This window comes from Sphingorhabdus rigui, assembly GCF_014196595.1.
Classification (GTDB): Bacteria; Pseudomonadota; Alphaproteobacteria; order Sphingomonadales; family Sphingomonadaceae; genus Sphingorhabdus_B; species Sphingorhabdus_B rigui.
The window spans coordinates 608,666-626,911 of the sequence record NZ_JACIEA010000001.1; the positions used below are offsets into that span (position 1 = coordinate 608,666).

Consider the following 18,246-nt stretch of genomic DNA (forward strand, 5'->3'; position numbering starts at 1 on the left):
CAGAAAGCGTCAAAGCACATATTTGGATAGGTCGGTGTCTTTTGCGATGCCCGATAGCTGCTTGTGCACATAGTCCGCGTCGATGACGATTACGTCACCCTTGCGGTCTTCGGCATCGAAGCTGATATCTTCTAACAGCTTTTCCATAACGGTTTGCAGCCGCCGCGCACCGATATTCTCAACGGTCGAGTTCACATCCACCGCAATGCGCGCGATGGCATCAATCGCATCGTCGCTAAATTCGAGCGTGACCTCTTCAGTCGCCAGTAACGCCGTATATTGCTGCGGCAAATTGGCGCGGGTTTCCGAGAGGATACGGACGAAATCGGCATGTTCCAATGCGCGCAATTCAACACGGATGGGCAGACGGCCCTGCAGTTCAGGCAGCATGTCGCTTGGCTTTGAAATGTGGAATGCGCCTGATGCGATAAACAGCACATGGTCGGTTTTCATTGGGCCATATTTGGTCGCCACTGTCGTGCCTTCAATCAATGGCAGCAGATCGCGCTGGACGCCTTCACGGCTGACGGATCCACCGCGCACGTCCGACACGGCAATCTTGTCGATCTCGTCGAGGAATACGATGCCATTGGCTTCCGCGTCCGCCAAAGCTGCGCGGTTGACGTCGTCTTGATCAAGGCGCTTTTCGGATTCTTCCTCGACCAGCTTGTTCCAAGCGTCGGGGACTTTCATTTTGCGGCGTTTCAGATTGTCTTTGCCAAAGGCTTTGCCCATCATTTCGCCAAGGTTGATCATGCCGACATTGCCGCCCATGCCGGGAATTTCCATCGGCGTGGTCGGGCTGTCTGATACCTCAATCTCGATTTCGACATCATCCATGTGACGATCACGAATGCGCTGGCGAAATGCCTCGCGCGTGGCTTCGCTGGCGGTATCGCCCGCCAATGGCTTCAGAATCCGTTCCATCGCTGCGGCTTCGGCGGCCTCACGCACATGTTCGCGGCGGCGTTCTTTCTCAAGACGAACAGCCTCTTCAGCCAGGTCACGGGCGATCTGCTCAACGTCCCGACCGACATAGCCAACTTCGGTGAACTTGGTCGCTTCGACCTTGATAAACGGCGCATCCGCAAGCTTGGCGAGGCGGCGCGATATCTCGGTCTTGCCGCAGCCCGTGGGGCCAATCATCAGGATGTTTTTTGGCGTCACCTCATCGCGCAAATCCGCGCCGAGACGCTGGCGGCGCCAGCGATTGCGCAGTGCCACAGCCACAGCACGTTTCGCGTCGGCCTGGCCAATAATATGTTCGTCGAGAGCAGCCACAATGGCTTTGGGTGTCAGAGCGTTTTTCATTACTGCCTAGATGGGAAGTTGCTGTTGCCGTTCAAGTGACGCGCAGGTTATGCCGCGCTATCCAACGTCTCAATCGTCAGTTGATCGTTGGTGTATACACAGATTTCAGCCGCGATTTTCATGGCATGACGCGCCATTTTATCGGCATCTGCCTCATAATCCGCAAGTGCCCGTGCTGCTGACAATGCGTAATTACCGCCAGACCCAATCGCTGCGATGCCATCATTTGGTTCAAGCACATCGCCATTGCCAGTGAGGATCAATGTCACGTCTTTGTCAGCGACAATCATCATCGCTTCCAAATTGCGCAGATATTTATCGGTGCGCCAATCCTTGGCCAATTCCACCGCAGCGCGCATCAATTGGCCGCGATGCTGCTCCAGCTTGCGCTCAAGTCGTTCGAACAGCGTAAATGCATCGGCGGTCGCGCCAGCAAAGCCACCAATGACGGATCCGTCATGCAGCTGACGAACCTTCTTGGCATTGGGCTTCATGACCGTTTGGCCCATGGACACTTGGCCATCACCAGCGATGACAACTTTGCCGTTTTTGCGCACAGACAATATGGTGGTGCCGTACCAAGTGGACGGATTTCCGTGAGAGTGATTTTCCATTTTTTGGATATGGGTCGATTGAAGCCAAAGCGCAAGAGAGGGCTTAGGCGCTTTGAATATCTGTCAGGCGGCGTTCCCATGCGAGCGCGTGCTGGACGATTTGGTCCAGATTGTCGAAGCGTGGTTCCCAGCCAAAGCGATCCTTGATCGCCCTATTGTCAGAAATCAGTGAGTCAGGATCTCCGGCGCGTCGGCCTTCCATTTTGCGGTCCAATTTCTTGTTGGTCACGCGGTCGACAGCATCAAGGACTTGCATCACCGAATAGCCATGGCCGTATCCGCAATTGAGCGTGTGGCTGCGCGCCGGGTCGGCGACAAGTGCTTCAAGCGCGATGACGTGCGCCGCAGCAAGGTCGCTGACATGGATGTAATCGCGAACGCCCGTCCCGTCTTCGGTCGCATAGTCAGTGCCGAAAACGCTAACGCTATCGCGCTTGCCAAGGGCAGCTTCAACCGCGATTTTTAGCAAATGTGTTGCGCCAACAGTGGACTGACCCGAGCGCGCAAGTGGATCTGCACCCGCGACATTGAAATAACGCAGCGCGCAATAGTTGAAATCATGTGCCGCCGCGACATCGCGCAACATCATTTCAGTCATCAATTTCGACGTTCCGTACGGATTGATGGGCTTGGTTGCCATATCTTCGCGCACCGGGCTGGTTTCGGGGATGCCATATGTCGCCGCGGTCGACGAAAAAATCATGTGTTTGACGCCGGATGAAACGGCCGTCTCAATCAAACTGCGGCTTTTTGCGGTATTATTGTTGTAATATTTGAGCGGGTTCTCAACAGATTCCGGCACAACCACCGATCCCGCAAAGTGCATGATCGCGTCGATATGTTCATCGCGAATGATGCTTTCGACCAAAACGGAATCGCTGATGTCGCCGTAATAGAATCTGGCGTCTTCAGCCACGGCCCAACGGAAGCCCGTTACCAGATTATCGATAACAACAGGGCGATGACCAGCGTCGATTAAAGCGAGCACGGCGTGGCTGCCAATATATCCAGCGCCTCCAGTCACCAAGACGTTGAGCTTTTGTCCCATGATAGCATTCCCGTTATTATGATTGCCGACACGTCCGGAATCCGTGCCATAATCTAATGTGTCTCTATTTTCCGGACTGTTGCATTTTTCATTCAATACTGCGAACCATTTTGGATGGCCATGTTTCTTCAAAATCATGCTGCGGTTGGTTGCGGTAACGGCGGTATTCCGTGCGCGTAGCGGTGCACCAGATGACGAGTGGTGTTTTGCCAGCGACGAACGTTTCTGAGATGGTCGGGGCGATCGAAGCGGCTGCGCAGGGCGGGGCCGCCATGTATTTTGCGCCCGAAATGTCGATAATGATCAACCGAAGGCGCGACGAAGCGCGCTTGCACATATGTGAAGAGGCGCAGACCGAATCGATTGGACGGATCGCTGAAGCTGCATATCGCAATAATATATGGGTTCACTTGGGATCTCTTCCGGTGGTGCATGGTGCCGGGCCACAACTCGCGAACCGCAGCATCGTCATCTCGGCTAATGGCGAAAATATCGCGCGCTATGACAAAATCCATTTGTTTGATGTGGATTTGAAATCCGGCGAAAGTTGGCGCGAGTCTTCGGCCTATGTCGGAGGGGAAAACCCCGTAATCGTGGACACGCCATTGGGACGAATGGGGCTCGCGGTTTGCTACGATATGCGTTTTCCAGACTTGTTCAGCGCTTATGCAAAAGCGGGCGTCGATATCATCACGCTGCCGTCGGCATTTACAGTGCCCACAGGCGCGGCGCACTGGCACGCGTTGCTGCGGGCACGCGCGATTGAAAGCGAATGTTTCGTGATTGCAGCAGCACAATGCGGGGCACATGAAGATGGCCGTGAGACGTACGGCCATTCACTTGTGGTCGATCCTTGGGGAGAGGTCGTCCTTGATATGGGAAGCACGCCCGGGCTCGCTTTTGTTGATTTGAATCTCGATAAAATTGCGGAAGTTCGGCAGCAAATTCCCGTGCATCAAAACCGCCGCGCAATCGCCGAACCCAGATTTTGCGAATAGAATGACCGCGAGCATTTCGGAATGAGCAGCTTTACCCTGATGAATTGGCAAGACCATTTTTGGACAGCTTTGTCCGCGGCCTCGGCATTGCTGGTGCTGATTAGCAGTGTTGCGGACCGGCGGCGCCATAAACGGACAAAACTTGATCAAGTCGGTATAATGCCCTGGACCGGCATTACAGTGTTTTCCGTGCTGATTACGGTATTGGCAGCCGCGTTGGCGATTAAAGGGGCTTAGGGTCAGGACCTATTAAATGCACCTAATAGGTCCTGACCCTAGCCGAGGCACGCCTCAAGAAACGGCTGGTCAAATCCGAACTGCCGTGCCTTTTCCAGCGTATAGGGACGAACGCCACCCGCGACCCACTCACCGTGGATTTTGCCGTCAGCGTCTTCGTCGCGATATTCAAATTTGAACAGATCCTGCGTAACAATAACGTCCCCTTCCATCCCGATTACCTCGGTAATCTGGGTGGTGCGACGTGAACCATCACGCAGACGCTTCACCTGAACGATGAGGTCGACCGATTCCGCAATTTGCCGCGAAATGGCTTCCTTGGGTATTTTGATGTCGCCCATCATGATCATATTTTCCATACGACCCAAGCACTCGCGCGGGTTGTTGGCGTGGAGCGTACACATGGATCCATCATGACCGGTGTTCATTGCGGCGAGGAGGTCGAAACACTCCGCGCCACGAATTTCCCCCAAGATGATCCGGTCAGGGCGCATACGCAGTGCGTTCTTCACAAGGTCGCCGATGGTGATCGCGCCATCGCCCTCCAAGTTCGGAGGGCGCGTTTCAAGCGGGAGCCAATGCGGCTGTTGAAGACGGAGTTCGGCTGCATCTTCAATCGTCAAAACGCGCTCGCCGGGGTCAATCATTTTCGACAAAGCATTCAGCATCGTCGTTTTACCTGAGCCCGTACCGCCCGAAATGACGATATTCATCCGGCTTGCGCCAGCAATTTTCAATGCCGTTGCCATAGGTTCGCTCATCGAACCAAAGCCCTTCAACATGTCGATCGTGATTGGCTTTTCGGAAAATTTACGAATTGAGATGGCGGTGCCGCGCAGCGACAGCGGCGGAACAATAACGTTCACGCGGCTACCGTCTTTCAATCGGGCATCGGCCAAAGGTGTGGTTTGGTCGACGCGGCGACCGACTTGGTTCACGATGCGCTGCGCGATCTGGAACAAATGCTCTTCGTCACGAAACTGGATCGGCGCAATCTGCAGCTTTCCCTTTTTTTCGATATAGGTCTGCAACGGGCCATTGACCATGATATCGGTAATGTCCGGATCGCTGAGTAATTCCTCCAATGGACCGAAGCCGAGCAGTTCGTCGACGAGCACTTTTTCCAACGCAAATTGTTCGCGGCGGTTCAGCGTCAGCTTGAGTTCGGCCAGCACTTCAAGAATGATCGGACGGAACTCTTCGGTCAGCTCTTCTTTATTCAGCGATGCCGCCGCTTCGGGGTCCACACGCTCCAAAAGGCGCGGGAGAACCTGTTCTTTGATTTTGTGTACCGACGCTTCAAAGCCTTGGGGGCCTTCATCGACTGGTGCCGCGTTGTTTGCACGGTCGGACAAGCGCGACATCGCTTCCTGCATTGCGGTTTGTGGACCGCCATTGCTGCCGCCGGGTAAGTTTGCCGTTTCAATAGGAGGAAATTGTTCGCCACCGCCCGTCGTTTGCGGGTAATCTGGCTGTTGCGTAATCGGGGGCCCGCCACCGGTCATGGGGCGCGCCACGCCAAATGATGGGCGCCCTACAGACAAGCCTGGCTTTTTCCCAAATGCGCTCACGCTATCCCGCTCCGATATTCTATGGACTAAGGATTTCTGGCTACCGACAAATGGTGAATAAATCGGTAACAGTTTGCTTTTATTGGGTTGCCCGACAAAGATTTCTGCCGCTTTGCATTCCCGGCAAACACTTTTAAGGGGGGCACGGTAATCGAGGGAAATCCAGTGCATGCATCGTCGGCCCGATCGGGTCTTTTATATGCCGTTTGCGGCTTTGCTCTTTTGTCATTGGGCGATGCGGTGATCAAATCGATTGCCGGTGCCTGGCCCGGTACTGCCGTGGCGGCGCTGCGCTATTCGATCGGTGCGCTGGGCTTGGGCACATTGTTGTACCTTAAGGAAGGCAGGCAGGGATTTGCTTTGCCCATGCCCAAAGTTCAGATCCTGCGCGGATTTGCAGTGGCCATGGCCACCATCTGTTTCTTTTTGTCGATCTTCGTCATGCCCTTGGCTGAGGCTACGGCAATTGGTTTTACGAGCCCGATGATCACGGCGGTCTTGAGTGCGATTTTTCTGCATGAACGGACGAATGTGACCAAATGGACGGCCACATTTATTGCGTTTGGCGGAGTTCTTCTCATCATGCGGCCCAATGTTGCCGAACTGGGTTGGGTTGCTTTGTTGCCGCTCGCAGCGGCCATGTCGATGGCGCTTTTGATGATTGGCAATCGCGCCGTCGCGGGCGCGGGGACACCGATTTTGATGCAATTTCTGGTCGCGTCGCTTGCGGTGCCATTCATCCTGACCGCAGCGATTTTGGGTCATTTTTCGGGCGTTCCGACATTGCATATAGGTATGCCGGACTGGACCATCGTGGCGCGCTGTGCCGTCGTTGCGGTCACCGCTAGCTTTGCGCATTGGTTGATTTTTATGGCAACGACCCGCGCGTCGGCTGCGGAAATAGCGCCGATGACATATGTCCAGTTGTTGATGGCACTCGCGCTCGGCATATTGGTTTTTGGCGATTGGCCAGACATGACATCGCTGGCCGGGTCCGCGATCATTATCGCCAGCGGTCTTCTTTTGTGGCGCAAGTCGCGTGCATAGTTCCACCGCAATCGCGTGCAAAATGGGTGCCAATAGCGTCGCTGCAAATTAGGAAAAGACTTGGTCAAAACGGGCTGCTATCGCTCCGCCATGTCAGACCAAAAGCATCTCTATCTCGTCGATGGCTCCGCCTATATTTTCCGGGCCTATCACCGGCTGCCCCCGCTTACCAATAAACATGGCGAGCCGGTCGGTGCGGTATATGGCTATACGACCATGCTGTGGAAACTGGCGGACGACCTCAACCAAGCGGATGGTCCAACACATATGGCTGTTGTCCTCGATAAATCGAGCCAGTCATTCCGCAACCGTATCTATGACCAATATAAGGCGCACAGGCCCGACCCGCCTGAGGATTTAAGACCCCAATTCCCGATGATCCGGGATGCGACACGGGCGTTTTCTTTGCCGCTGGTGGAAGAGGATGATGTCGAGGCTGATGACATGATCGCAAGCTATGCGCGCGCCGCTTCCGCCGCCGGCTGGCATGTGACCATCGTCAGCAGCGACAAGGACCTGATGCAGTTGGTGGAACCATGCATCGACATGTTCGACACGATGAAAAACGAACGTATCCGCGCCGAGGAAGTATACGAAAAATTTGGTGTCGAGCCCGACAGGGTTGGCGATGTACTGGCGCTGATGGGCGATAGCGTCGACAATGTGCCGGGTGTCCCTGGCGTCGGGCCAAAGACCGCGACGAAGCTTATTCAGGAATATGGTGACCTTGAAAGCGTCTTGGCCGCCGCACCTTCCATGAAGCCCTCCAAAATGCGCGATAACTTGATTGAGCATGCGGAAAAGGCGCGTCTGTCCAAAGTGCTGGTGACTTTGAAAGAAGATTGCCCGCTGCCCATCGCGATTGAAGACATGACGTTGGGAGCGATTCCCGAAGAACCACTCGTTGCGTTTTTGGAGCATCACGGTTTCAACTCGCTTTTGAAACGCATCGGCCATGTCGCAAATACCGCTGCCGCCAATAAAGCGATTGCCGGCAACCCGAAGGCCGCAAGCAAGGGCGATGGCCCCGTGTCCGCGCCGACAGCGGGGGCCGCAGCGTTGCCGCCTGCCATGCCCAAAATTGATGTGTCGACCTATGAATGCGTCACGGATGTTACTCGGCTGGATCATTGGATTTCCCGCGCCCGTGAAACAGGGACTTTGGGTTTCGACACCGAAACAGACAGTTTGCAAGCCGCGAGCGCCAATCTTGTGGGCTTCAGCCTAGCGGTAGCCCCGGGGGAGGCATGTTATGTCCCGCTGGCACATGGCGGCACCGATATGTTCGCGGAAAAACCGGTTCAGATCGCATTGGACGTTGCGTTGCAACGGTTGCGTCCACTGCTCAGCGACCCAAGCGTGCTGAAAATTGGCCAAAATCTGAAATATGACATGTCGGTGTTGGCGCGGCATGATGTGCGCATAACGCCGTACGATGACACGATGGTTATGAGCTTTGCCTTGGATGCAGGCCGTCAGTTGCATGGCATGGACGAGCTCGCCAAAACGCATTTGGGGCATGAATGCATCTCTTATAAAAGCGTCACCGGAACCGGCAAAAGCCAGATTGGTTTTGCCGCCGTCCCGCTGTCTGACGCGACCTGCTATGCGGCGGAAGATGCCGATGTGACGTTGCGGCTGTGGCACCACCTAAAGTTACGGCTGAGCCCTGAAAAGGCGACCAGCGTCTATGAACTGGTTGACCGCCCGCTTGTTCCCGTCCTGTCGCAGATGGAATGCTTAGGCATTAAAGTCGACCGGACGGTTCTTGCTCGATTGTCGTCCGAATTCGCCGCGCAAATGGAACTGCTCGAAAAGGAAATTCACGGCCTCGCCGGACAGCCGTTTACGATCGGTAGCCCACAGCAGTTGGGCGAAATCCTGTTTGGAAAAATGGGCTATAAGGGCGGTAAAAAGGGTAAATCGGGGCAATATTCGACCGATGTGACCGTGTTGGAAGATCTGGCGGGGCAGGGCATCGACATTGCACGCAAGGTTCTCGATTGGCGGCAATTGGCGAAACTGAAATCAACCTATACCGACAGCCTGCAGCAGCAGATTGATCCCAAAACCGGCCGTGTGCACACAAGTTATAGCCTGGTCGGCGCGCAAACGGGGCGGCTGTCATCGACCGATCCGAACTTGCAGAATATCCCCATTCGTACCGAAACGGGTCGCCAGATCCGGGATGCTTTTGTGGCCGAACCCGGCAATGTGATCCTGTCTGCCGACTATAGCCAAATCGAGCTCCGGCTCGCGGCGCATTTCGCGGATGTGGAACCCTTGCGCGATGCCTTTGAAAAGGGTGAAGACATTCATGCGCGCACCGCATTGGAGCTGTTCGGCGAAGTAAACCGCGACACGCGTGGCCGGGCCAAGACCATCAACTTTTCGATTCTATATGGCATTTCCCGCTGGGGACTTTCGAAGCGTTTGGAATCCACCCCTGAAGAAGCGCAGGCGCTTATCGACGCATATTTCCAACGTTTCCCGGGCATTTCGAACTATATTCAGGAAACCATGGCCACGGTCCGCGAATGCGGGCATTCGACGACCTTGTTCGGCCGGAAAACATGGTTTCCGCGCATATCGTCGCCCAATCAGGCAGAACGGCAGGGCAGTGAACGCGCTGCAATCAATGCGCCGATTCAGGGGACAAGTGCTGACATCATCAAGCGCGCGATGGTGCAAATGGGGCCGGCGTTGAAAGCCGCTGGCCTAGGCCATGTGAAGATGTTGCTGCAGGTGCATGACGAACTCGTATTTGAACTGCCAGAGGCGGATGTTGCCGCGGCAAGTGACGTCATCCGCGCGATTATGGCGGGAGCGGCCGAACCTTTGGTGAAGCTCACCGTCCCGCTCGGTATCGAAATCGGCACGGGGCCAAGCTGGGGTGCGGCGCACTAAGGCGCCGCCGCCCTGGGCATTTAAGCCCGCTCAGCCGCGATTGCGCGTTTGTACATATGTGCCGAGCAGGCGGACCGAGTTGCAATGAAAGCGCAGTTCATCCAGCGCACGGTCAACCGCTGCGTCACCCGGTGCACCTTCGATATCCGCGAAGAATTCGGTTGCGGCAAAGCTTGCGCCATTTTGATAGCTTTCCAGCTTCGTCATATTGACGCCATTGGTCGCAAAGCCGCCCATCGCCTTGTATAAGGCTGCAGGGACGTTCTTCACTTCAAAGATGAGCGTTGTCATCAACGTGCCCGTCACCCCGGTGTTGCTGACGGGTTCACGCGATAACACGACAAACCGCGTCGTATTGCTCGCATCATCCTGAACCCCGTCGTTGATCGGGACCAAGCCATACAGATCAGCGGCGATTGGCGGCGCTATGGCGGCGGCCGAGGCGTCATCATTGGCGGCAACAAAAGCCGCCGCCGCGGCCGTGTCTGCATAAGCGACAGGAATGATGCCGTGTGAACGCAGATAATGGCGGCATTGGCCAAGCGCCTGTGGGTGGCTCATGGCTGTTTTCAATTCTGCATCGGCGGATTTCGCCATAAGGCAGTGGCGGATCGGCATGAAATGTTCGGCGATGATGCTGAGCCCAGATTCCGGCAGAAGAAAATGGATGTCCGCCACGCGGCCGTGCAGTGAATTTTCTATCGGAATGATTGCCCTGGCTGCAGACCCGTCTTTCACGGCATCAATGGCATCTTCGAACGAGAAACAGGGCAGGGGCAAGCAATCCGCATCATATTCCAACGCAGCAAGATGGGAATTTGCGCCGGGCGCACCTTGAAAGGCAATCGCTTTTGCAGGCTGTTCATTGGCGGCAAAAGTCATGTTTCGGACAAGTGCGAGTGCGGGTTCGGGGTAACTGTTCATATGGCCATCGCGATAGGATAGCGAAACTTATCCGGCAAGTCTGGAATTGGACACTTGCACGGCCTTACCGACACTATTAGAGGGGCGTGAGAATCCGGCTGTCACACCGACGCCGGCTTAAAACCGAACTTCAGGGCTGATAACCAATGGATGATCGTAGTAACACAATTGCAGGCTGGGTTTTGGCAGGCGGCATCGTCGCGCTAGGGCTAAGTATCGTCTCGGGCATGTACTTCCACGGTGAAGCACCTGAAAAAGAAGGTTTTGCAGTTGCAGCGGAAGCTGGCGGCGAAGCCGGTGGTGCCGCAGCTGTGCCGATTGCAACATTGCTTGCCACTGCTGATGTTGCAAAGGGCGAAGCGGTTTTCAAAAAATGCGCAGCTTGCCATACCGTTGCGCAAGGTGGACCAAATGGAATTGGTCCAAATCTTTGGGCCGCGATGGGTAAACCGCACGGCCATGTTGCAGGCTTTTCCTATTCGGATGCACTGAAAAGCGTTCCCGGCAACTGGGACTTCGAAGGCATGGACAAGTGGCTTGCCAACCCTAAGAAATATGCGCCGGGCACAAAGATGACTTTTGCTGGCTTGGGTAACCCCGAAGAACGCGCAAATTTGATCGCGTATCTCAATGCGCAGGGTTCAAACCTGCCGTTGCCAGCGCCACCCGCGGCCGATGCTGCCGCTGCAGCGCCTGCGGATGCAGCAACGGCCGCGCCAACGGCTGATGCCGCAGCGCCGGCACCTGCTGCACCTGCTGCAAAGTAATCAGTTTAATTCAGTTTGAGACTTCGTAGAAATCGCAGATAGCATTCCATGCTTCGTCTGCGGTTTCTACAAACTGGAAAAGTTCCAGATCAGGCGGGCTGATGACGCCCTCGAGCATAAGCTCCTCAAAATTCACAACACGGTTCCAAAATTCGCGACCAAATAGCAGGATCGGCATCTTCTTGATCTTGCCGGTTTGGACAAGCGTGAGCAGTTCGAAGAATTCGTCGAACGTACCAAATCCGCCGGGGAACACCGCTACTGCACGTGCGCGCAGCAAGAAGTGCATTTTGCGCAACGCGAAATAGTGGAACTGGAAACTCAATCGCGGCGTCACAAACAGATTTGGTGCCTGTTCATGCGGAAGCACAATATTCAGGCCAATGGATTCCGCACCAACGTCATGCGCGCCGCGGTTGGCGGCTTCCATGATGGATGGGCCTCCGCCCGAACAAACGACGAAGTGGCGTCGACCTTCTTCGTCCGTCACATTGGCCTGTCCCGCCAGTTGCGCAAGATGACGGGCTTCGCCATAGAAACGCGACTTTTCTTTCATGCGTTCGGCGATGATTTTTGACCGCTCGTCGGTTGCAGCCGCAATCAAGGCATCTGCAGCGTCGGGTTCTGGAATGCGCGCAGAGCCGTAGATCACCAACATGGATCCGATGTGCGCTTCGTCCAGCAGCATTTCGGTTTTGAGCAGTTCCAGTTGGAAACGGACGGGGCGCAAATCCTCACGCAACAGGAAGTCGGTGTCCTGAAATGCGAGCCGGTAAGACTTGCTTTGCGTTTGTGGGGTGGAGAGTTGCTTTTCAGCAAAGTCCGCTTCTTGTTGTGCTTTGTAGAAGCGGCGATCGTTAATTTTTGTGTCTGTCATTACCCTGCATATAGGGTGCAAGTGGGGGTTCTGCCACCCCTCATCGGCAAAAGCCCCTCATCGGCAAAAGCCCTTATCGGCAAAAGGACGTGCCGTTGCGCATCGATCGGGCCATGTCCAAGTGGAAATGGTTTGCATGTGCGCTGTTATAATCGGGGCCAAGCACAGTGCCGAACCGTTTGCAGGCTGACTGGTGCAGGCGGCGCAGGAAAGCGCGTTCTTCGCTTGATCCGTTCCACCCTGCGAGCACGGACACGCGGCGGCCATCGCGCAAAACGAACGCGGAGACATCGACGGCGTTGGCAAAGGCATGTTCGGATAATTTGCCGGAACGCATCCCATATATGTTCCGGCAATTGAACGTGCCCATTGTCTCGATACGGACGACCTCAGCGCCCAAATACTGCTTCGCTGCCGGGCGAACGGCGTAGCGTGCCCAATCGGTAAAGTTGGCGGCTAGCGGGCAAGTCATCGCCCCCAAATTGGTTGTCGCCGTCCCAAAATCCATGACTTTGATCGTGTCGATCGTGCGGCACCCGCCGTCAAAACTTTTGTTGGGCAAACCAGCAAAGCGGACTGACTTTTCTTTTAATCCTGCCATGCACTGCCGCGCATTTTCCGTTGTTGCGTTTGCACCCGTGCGTGTCGTTTTCGGGGCCTCGCGCGCGCTGCACGACGCCAATAGCAGCGCGCTCACGACAAGCAGAATTCTTGGAGCAGTGACGACGGCCATGTAAAATGTAATAGCAAAATCTCACCGGTGTGCAGCCCCAAATCGACCAAATGGGAGCCGTATGGCGGCAAAGGCGTGGATATTGATACAATTTCCGCGTTGCGCACAGTGGCGCGCGCGATTATCGCGAATGCATGTTGCGAATCATTCTTAATAAGAAGCCGGTGTTTTGGATATTGCTGTCTTTGCCAGCGATATTGATGATGCGCAGCTTTTATGTCGGTGACCGCATCGCGATGGATATGCTGCATCCAACAGGCGAATGGTCTGCGCGCTTCATGATTGTCGCAATGATTTTAAGTCCGTTGCTGTCGTTGCTGGGGCCACGGCCCTGGCTTAGCTGGCTGATCCAGCGCCGCCGTGCGCTGGGCGTCGCAGCGTTCGCTTATGCGCTGCTCCATCTGGCTTTCTACCTCATCGATATGGGCAATATTGACGACATTATCGCCGAGTTTCTGGCGCTGGGTATCTGGACAGGATGGGCAGCCATGCTGCTGTTTATTCCGCTCGCGCTGACCAGTAATGATGCATCGATGCGCGCGCTGAAAGCGGGATGGAAGCGGCTGCAACGCCTTGTGTATCCCGCTGCAGTGCTTGTTCTGGTACACTGGATATTCATCCACAACAATCTAGGCCCTGCGCTCGTTCATTTCGCCCCATTGGCCTTGCTCGTGGCGGCACGCTTTTTCCTCCCCCGTAAATCTGCATTTAAAGGAGCATGAATATGCGTTTATTGACCTCACTTTCACTGGCCGCAGCAACCGCACTTGCTGTCGCATCGGTACCGGCATCGGCAACCGGCGTTATCACCTGCAAGGCCGGACCGGTTTCGGGTTGGAAAAGCCAACAGGCACTTACCGATAAGCTTACCAAAGAAGGCTGGACCGTCCGCAAAGCAAGGGTCGATGGCGGTTGTTATGAAGTATATGGCACAACGCCAGAAGGCGACCGCGTCGAAGCCTATTTCCACCCTGTAACGCTGGAGAAATTATATGTTGGTCGCCGCGGCGAAGTTTTGTTTCGCAAGGCCGGTTACTGATCACATTTTGCGATAGTCGTTGACAAAACCGGGGCTGCGCTTAAACGCGGCTCCGGGCCACGCGGTCCCAACGCCGCGCTGCTCTCTGCAAGGAGAAGCTTACATGACTATAGTACCCCCCGCCGTTAAACCGGCGCGTCCATATTTTTCCTCCGGCCCCTGTGCGAAACCGCCAGGCTGGAGCCCCGAAAAACTTCAAACCGAATCGCTTGGCCGTTCGCATCGTGCGAAAATCGGCAAATCGCGCCTTCAACTGGCGATCGACCTGATGCGCGAAGTGCTTCAGGTGCCTGACACGCATCGCATTGGCATTGTCCCCGGTTCGGACACCGGCGCAATCGAAATGGCGATGTGGACCATGCTTGGCGCTCGCCCGGTCACGATGATGGCGTGGGAAAGCTTTGGTGAGGGCTGGGTCACAGACGTCAACAAGCAGCTCAAGCTGAATGCGACAATCATGAACGCCCCATATGGCGAAATTCCTGACTTGAACGCGGTAGATTTTTCCAACGACGTGGTTTTCACATGGAACGGCACCACTTCAGGTGCGCGCGTTCCAAATGGTGACTGGATTGCCGACGACCGTGAAGGGCTGACCTTCAACGATGCGACGTCGGCGGTGTTTGCCTATGATATGCCATGGGACAAGCTGGATGTCACAACGTTCAGCTGGCAAAAAGTGCTCGGCGGTGAAGGTGCGCATGGCGTGCTCATTCTCGGACCGCGCGCTGTTGAACGGCTTGAAAATTACACCCCGGCATGGCCGCTTCCAAAAGTTTTCCGCTTGATGTCGAAAGGCGCACTCGCCGAAGGCATTTTCAAGGGCGAGACGATTAACACGCCATCGATGCTTGCGGTGGAAGATGTGATCTTCGCGCTTGAGTGGGCGAAGACCGTTGGCGGTTTGCAGGGGCTTATGGCCCGCAGCAATGCCAATGCTGCTGCGCTCGCAAAAATCGTTGAGGCACGTGACTATCTCGGTTTTCTTGCCGCTGATCCTGCTATTCGGTCAACGACGTCGGTGTGCCTGACCGTTGAGGGTGCGGACGAAGCGATGATCAAGAAAATGGCGTCACTGCTTGAGGCGGAAGATGCGGCTTATGACATCGCCGGATATCGCGATGCCCCTGCGGGCCTGCGTATTTGGTGCGGCGCCACTGTCGACACCGCAGATATTGAAGCGCTCGGCCCTTGGCTCGATTGGGCTTATCAGAAAGCCAAAGCGTAAATCCCACCCGTGCGATTCCCGCGAATAGGGGAATCCGTGAACGCACATGTCCGCGCAAGCCGACAGTCCAGAATATGGATCCCCGATCAAATCGGGGATGACGACAAAAGACATATAGGAATTTCAAAATGACCAAACCACGCGTACTTATCTCCGACAAGATGGATCCCAACGCTGCGAAGATTTTCGCAGAACGCGGCTGTGACGTTGATGTCATTACCGACAAAAGCCCTGAAGAGCTCGCCGCCATCATCGGCGATTATGACGGCCTTGCCATTCGCAGCTCAACCAAGGTCACAAAGGCCATCCTCGACGCGGCAACCAATTTGAAGGTTATTGGCCGTGCGGGCATCGGCGTTGACAATGTGGATATCCCGAACGCCTCGGCAAAGGGCGTTGTCGTCATGAACACGCCGTTCGGCAACTCGATCACCACCGCCGAGCATGCGATTGCATTGATGTTCGCACTGGCGCGCCAATTGCCCGAAGCAAATGCGCAGACACAGGCTGGCCTCTGGCCGAAAAACGGCTTCATGGGCATTGAAGTCACCGGCAAGACGCTTGGCCTGATCGGCGCAGGGAACATCGGTTCCATCGTTGCAAGCCGCGCGCTTGGCCTGCGTATGAAGGTCGTTGCCTTTGACCCGTTCCTGACGGCGGAACGCGCCATTGAAATGGGCGTGGAAAAGGCGGACTTGGACACGCTGCTGGCCAAGGCTGATTTCATTACCTTGCACACGCCGCTGACCGATCAGACGCGCAACATCCTGTCCAAAGAAAATCTGGCGAAAACCAAAAAGGGTGTGCGCATCATCAACTGCGCGCGCGGCGGCTTGGTTGATGAAGCCGCGTTGAAAGAAGCGTTGGACAGCGGCCAAGTTGGCGGCGCTGCATTAGACGTGTTCGCAACCGAGCCAGCCAAGGAATCGCCATTGTTTGGGACACCAAACTTCATCTGCACACCGCATTTGGGTGCATCAACCAACGAAGCACAGGTTAATGTTGCGCTGCAAGTTGCGGAACAGATGGCAGATTATCTCGTCAATGGCGGCGTGACCAATGCGCTCAACATGCCCAGCCTGTCAGCCGAAGAAGCGCCCAAGTTAAAGCCATATATGACCTTGGCGCAAAAGCTGGGTTCGCTGGTTGGCCAGCTTGCGCATGACAATCTCGATAATATCGCGATTGAGGTTGAGGGCGCTGCAGCTGAATTGAATATCAAGCCCATTACCGCCGCTGTGCTTTCCGGTTTCATGCGGCGGTTCTCGGACGCGGTGAACATGGTCAACGCGCCGTTTTTGGCAAAAGAGCGCGGATTTGATATCCGTGAAGTCCGCCATGACAAGGCTGGTGCATATCACACATTGGTGCGTGTCACGGTGAACACCGCGCAAGGCCCACGTTCGGTTGCAGGCACATTGTTCGCCAACAGCGAAGCGCGGCTTGTCGAGATTTTCGGCATCAGCCTTGAAGCTGAGCTCGAAGGCAGCATGCTCTACATCGTCAACGAAGATGCACCGGGCTTCATTGGCCGTGTCGGTACGGCATTGGGTGAAGCTGGCTTGAATATCGGCACGTTCCATTTGGGTCGCCGCAGTGCAGGTGGCGAGGCGGTTCTTTTGTTGTCGATGGATGCCGCTATTCCAGAGGCTGTTCTTAAGCAGTTGGCTTCGCTTCCGGGCGTAAAGACAGTAAAGGCGCTTAAGTTCTAAGCGGGGCTTCCCCACGAGAACTTTTCGCGTAAAGAACGCGCATGAAGATTCCGCCCGACTTGCTGCCTGAAGGCTTCCGCGACCGACTTCCTCCCCAAGCGGAGGTTGCGGCGCGGGTGTCGCGTGCCATGATCGATGTGCTGACAAGCTATGGCTATGCCAGAGTAGCGCCAGCCATCGCCGAATTTGAAAGCGCGCTTGCCGAACGCAGTGGCGGCGCGGCGCGGAATCAGCATTTGCGTTTTACCGACCCTGTTTCCGGACACACGCTGGCATTACGTGGCGATATAACCGTTCAGGTCGGGCGCATTGCGACAACGCGGATGCAGGAATCCCCTCGGCCGCTGCGCTTGTGCTATCACGGTCAGGTTCTGCGCCTGAAGGCAAAGCAGCTGCGACCCGAGCGTGAATTGACGCAGCTTGGCGCAGAATTGATCGGCAATGACAGCGTTGCTGCGGCGTGCGAAATTGTCGGCGTCGCCATCGATGCGCTGGAGGCAGCGGGCGTTAAAGACATCACAATCGATTTTACGCTCCCTGATTTGGTCGAACGGCTTGCTGAAAAGGCGCTGCCTTTGGCCCCCGATAAAATCGATGCTGTCCGTTCCGAACTCGATATGAAGGATGCTGGCGGCCTGAGCGTGTTGGGCGCGGATGCCTATCTGCCATTGCTTGCGGCTACGGGACCGTTTGACGCGGCCGTTGAAAAACTGCGCGCGATTGATGCTGGCGGCGCACTTGCGTCGCGAATTCAAGCGCTTGAAAGCATTGCCGCGACGGTCGCGGGTCGTGCCAATGTGACGCTTGATCCCACCGAACGGCATGGCTTTGAATATCAAAGCTGGTTCGGTTTCACGATCTTCGCCAAAGGCTATAGCGCCGCGCTCGGTCGTGGTGGCACTTATTATATCGACCGCGCGGATGGCCCGTCTGAAGCCGCAACTGGATTTTCTTTGTATCCAGATCCGTTGATTGACTTGGCCGAAGAAAGCAATGTGCAGCGCCTTTTCCTGCCGCTCGGTACCGATGCTGCGACCGGTGCAAAATTGCGCAGCGAAGGTTGGGTTACCGTTGCTGCGTTGGACGAGAATGACAGCGCCGCCGTGCTGGGCTGCACCCATATATGGATCAACGGGCAGGCGGTTACAGTCTGAAATCGTCCATCACGTTGCTTTAGGGTGGACGCAGCGCCATCATAATCATAACGGAGCACATGGCGAATCCCTTCGCAGG

At 55.6% G+C, this 18,246-nt stretch carries 16 protein-coding genes; 9 read left to right on the forward strand and 7 right to left on the reverse strand.

Going from position 1 to position 18,246, the window contains the following annotated elements:
* Window positions 1-9: 9 nt before the first annotated feature.
* Genes hslU through galE form a run of 3 tightly spaced genes read right to left on the reverse strand, consistent with a single transcriptional unit; the run spans window position 10 to window position 2,973 of the window.
* The gene (hslU, locus tag GGR91_RS02855; RefSeq protein ID WP_183939864.1) at window positions 10-1,311 is read right to left on the reverse strand and encodes an ATP-dependent protease ATPase subunit HslU; all 1,302 of its coding nucleotides are present in this window, start codon (window positions 1,309-1,311) and stop codon (window positions 10-12) included.
* 47 nt (window positions 1,312-1,358) lie between these two features.
* Complete coding sequence (gene hslV, locus GGR91_RS02860; RefSeq protein WP_183939866.1) at window positions 1,359-1,925, reverse strand: ATP-dependent protease subunit HslV; 567 nt, start codon at window positions 1,923-1,925, stop codon at window positions 1,359-1,361.
* 43 nt (window positions 1,926-1,968) lie between these two features.
* Entirely contained in the window at window positions 1,969-2,973 is a 1,005-nt protein-coding gene (galE, locus tag GGR91_RS02865) for a UDP-glucose 4-epimerase GalE (protein WP_183939868.1), read from the reverse strand.
* Window positions 2,974-3,143: 170 nt separating this feature from the next.
* On the opposite strand from galE, the gene GGR91_RS02870 reads away from it, so the two are divergent.
* Window positions 3,144-3,971 (forward strand): carbon-nitrogen hydrolase family protein, encoded by an 828-nt coding sequence (locus tag GGR91_RS02870; protein WP_183939870.1) that lies wholly within the window; start codon window positions 3,144-3,146, stop codon window positions 3,969-3,971.
* Window positions 3,972-4,246: 275 nt separating this feature from the next.
* Here GGR91_RS02870 and GGR91_RS02875 read toward each other — a convergent pair whose 3' ends face one another.
* Window positions 4,247-5,779, reverse strand: coding sequence for a CpaF family protein (locus GGR91_RS02875; RefSeq protein WP_183939872.1), 1,533 nt, complete (start codon window positions 5,777-5,779; stop codon window positions 4,247-4,249).
* A gap of 165 nt (window positions 5,780-5,944) precedes the next feature.
* Here GGR91_RS02875 and GGR91_RS02880 point away from each other — a divergent pair, with 165 nt between their 5' ends.
* Window positions 5,945-6,826 carry a DMT family transporter gene (locus GGR91_RS02880; protein ID WP_322788760.1) on the forward strand — a complete coding sequence of 294 codons (882 nt, stop codon included), beginning with the start codon at window positions 5,945-5,947 and terminating at the stop codon, window positions 6,824-6,826.
* Window positions 6,827-6,916: 90 nt separating this feature from the next.
* The gene (polA, locus tag GGR91_RS02885; RefSeq protein ID WP_183939874.1) at window positions 6,917-9,733 is read left to right on the forward strand and encodes a DNA polymerase I; all 2,817 of its coding nucleotides are present in this window, start codon (window positions 6,917-6,919) and stop codon (window positions 9,731-9,733) included.
* Between the two features lie 30 nt (window positions 9,734-9,763).
* Here polA and GGR91_RS02890 read toward each other — a convergent pair whose 3' ends face one another.
* On the reverse strand, window positions 9,764-10,657 hold the full coding sequence (locus GGR91_RS02890) for a prephenate dehydratase (RefSeq protein WP_183939876.1): 894 nt from the start codon (window positions 10,655-10,657) through the stop codon (window positions 9,764-9,766).
* A 146-nt stretch (window positions 10,658-10,803) separates the two neighbouring features.
* Here GGR91_RS02890 and GGR91_RS02895 point away from each other — a divergent pair, with 146 nt between their 5' ends.
* Window positions 10,804-11,424, forward strand: a complete 621-nt coding sequence (locus tag GGR91_RS02895; protein ID WP_183939878.1) for a c-type cytochrome — start codon at window positions 10,804-10,806, stop codon at window positions 11,422-11,424.
* A 10-nt stretch (window positions 11,425-11,434) separates the two neighbouring features.
* Here the strand turns inward: GGR91_RS02895 and GGR91_RS02900 are convergent, their stop codons facing one another.
* On the reverse strand, window positions 11,435-12,301 hold the full coding sequence (locus tag GGR91_RS02900; RefSeq protein ID WP_183939880.1) for an LOG family protein: 867 nt from the start codon (window positions 12,299-12,301) through the stop codon (window positions 11,435-11,437).
* 73 nt (window positions 12,302-12,374) lie between these two features.
* The gene (locus GGR91_RS02905; RefSeq protein WP_322788761.1) at window positions 12,375-12,902 is read right to left on the reverse strand and encodes an extensin family protein; all 528 of its coding nucleotides are present in this window, start codon (window positions 12,900-12,902) and stop codon (window positions 12,375-12,377) included.
* A gap of 266 nt (window positions 12,903-13,168) precedes the next feature.
* On the opposite strand from GGR91_RS02905, the gene GGR91_RS02910 reads away from it, so the two are divergent.
* The 5 genes from GGR91_RS02910 (at window position 13,169) to GGR91_RS02930 (ending at window position 18,167) form a co-directional block, all read left to right on the forward strand.
* On the forward strand, window positions 13,169-13,756 hold the full coding sequence (locus tag GGR91_RS02910) for a protein-methionine-sulfoxide reductase heme-binding subunit MsrQ (protein WP_183939884.1): 588 nt from the start codon (window positions 13,169-13,171) through the stop codon (window positions 13,754-13,756).
* Window positions 13,757-13,758: 2 nt separating this feature from the next.
* Window positions 13,759-14,073 (forward strand): PepSY domain-containing protein, encoded by a 315-nt coding sequence (locus tag GGR91_RS02915; RefSeq protein ID WP_246337026.1) that lies wholly within the window; start codon window positions 13,759-13,761, stop codon window positions 14,071-14,073.
* 103 nt (window positions 14,074-14,176) lie between these two features.
* Window positions 14,177-15,301: a phosphoserine transaminase gene (locus GGR91_RS02920; RefSeq protein ID WP_183939888.1), complete on the forward strand. Its 1,125-nt coding sequence runs from the start codon at window positions 14,177-14,179 to the stop codon at window positions 15,299-15,301.
* Between the two features lie 128 nt (window positions 15,302-15,429).
* A complete protein-coding gene (gene serA, locus GGR91_RS02925; protein WP_183939890.1) occupies window positions 15,430-17,013 on the forward strand; it encodes a phosphoglycerate dehydrogenase in 1,584 nt (527 codons plus the stop codon).
* Window positions 17,014-17,054: 41 nt separating this feature from the next.
* The gene (locus GGR91_RS02930) at window positions 17,055-18,167 is read left to right on the forward strand and encodes an ATP phosphoribosyltransferase regulatory subunit (RefSeq protein WP_183939892.1); all 1,113 of its coding nucleotides are present in this window, start codon (window positions 17,055-17,057) and stop codon (window positions 18,165-18,167) included.
* Window positions 18,168-18,246 lie beyond the last annotated feature (79 nt).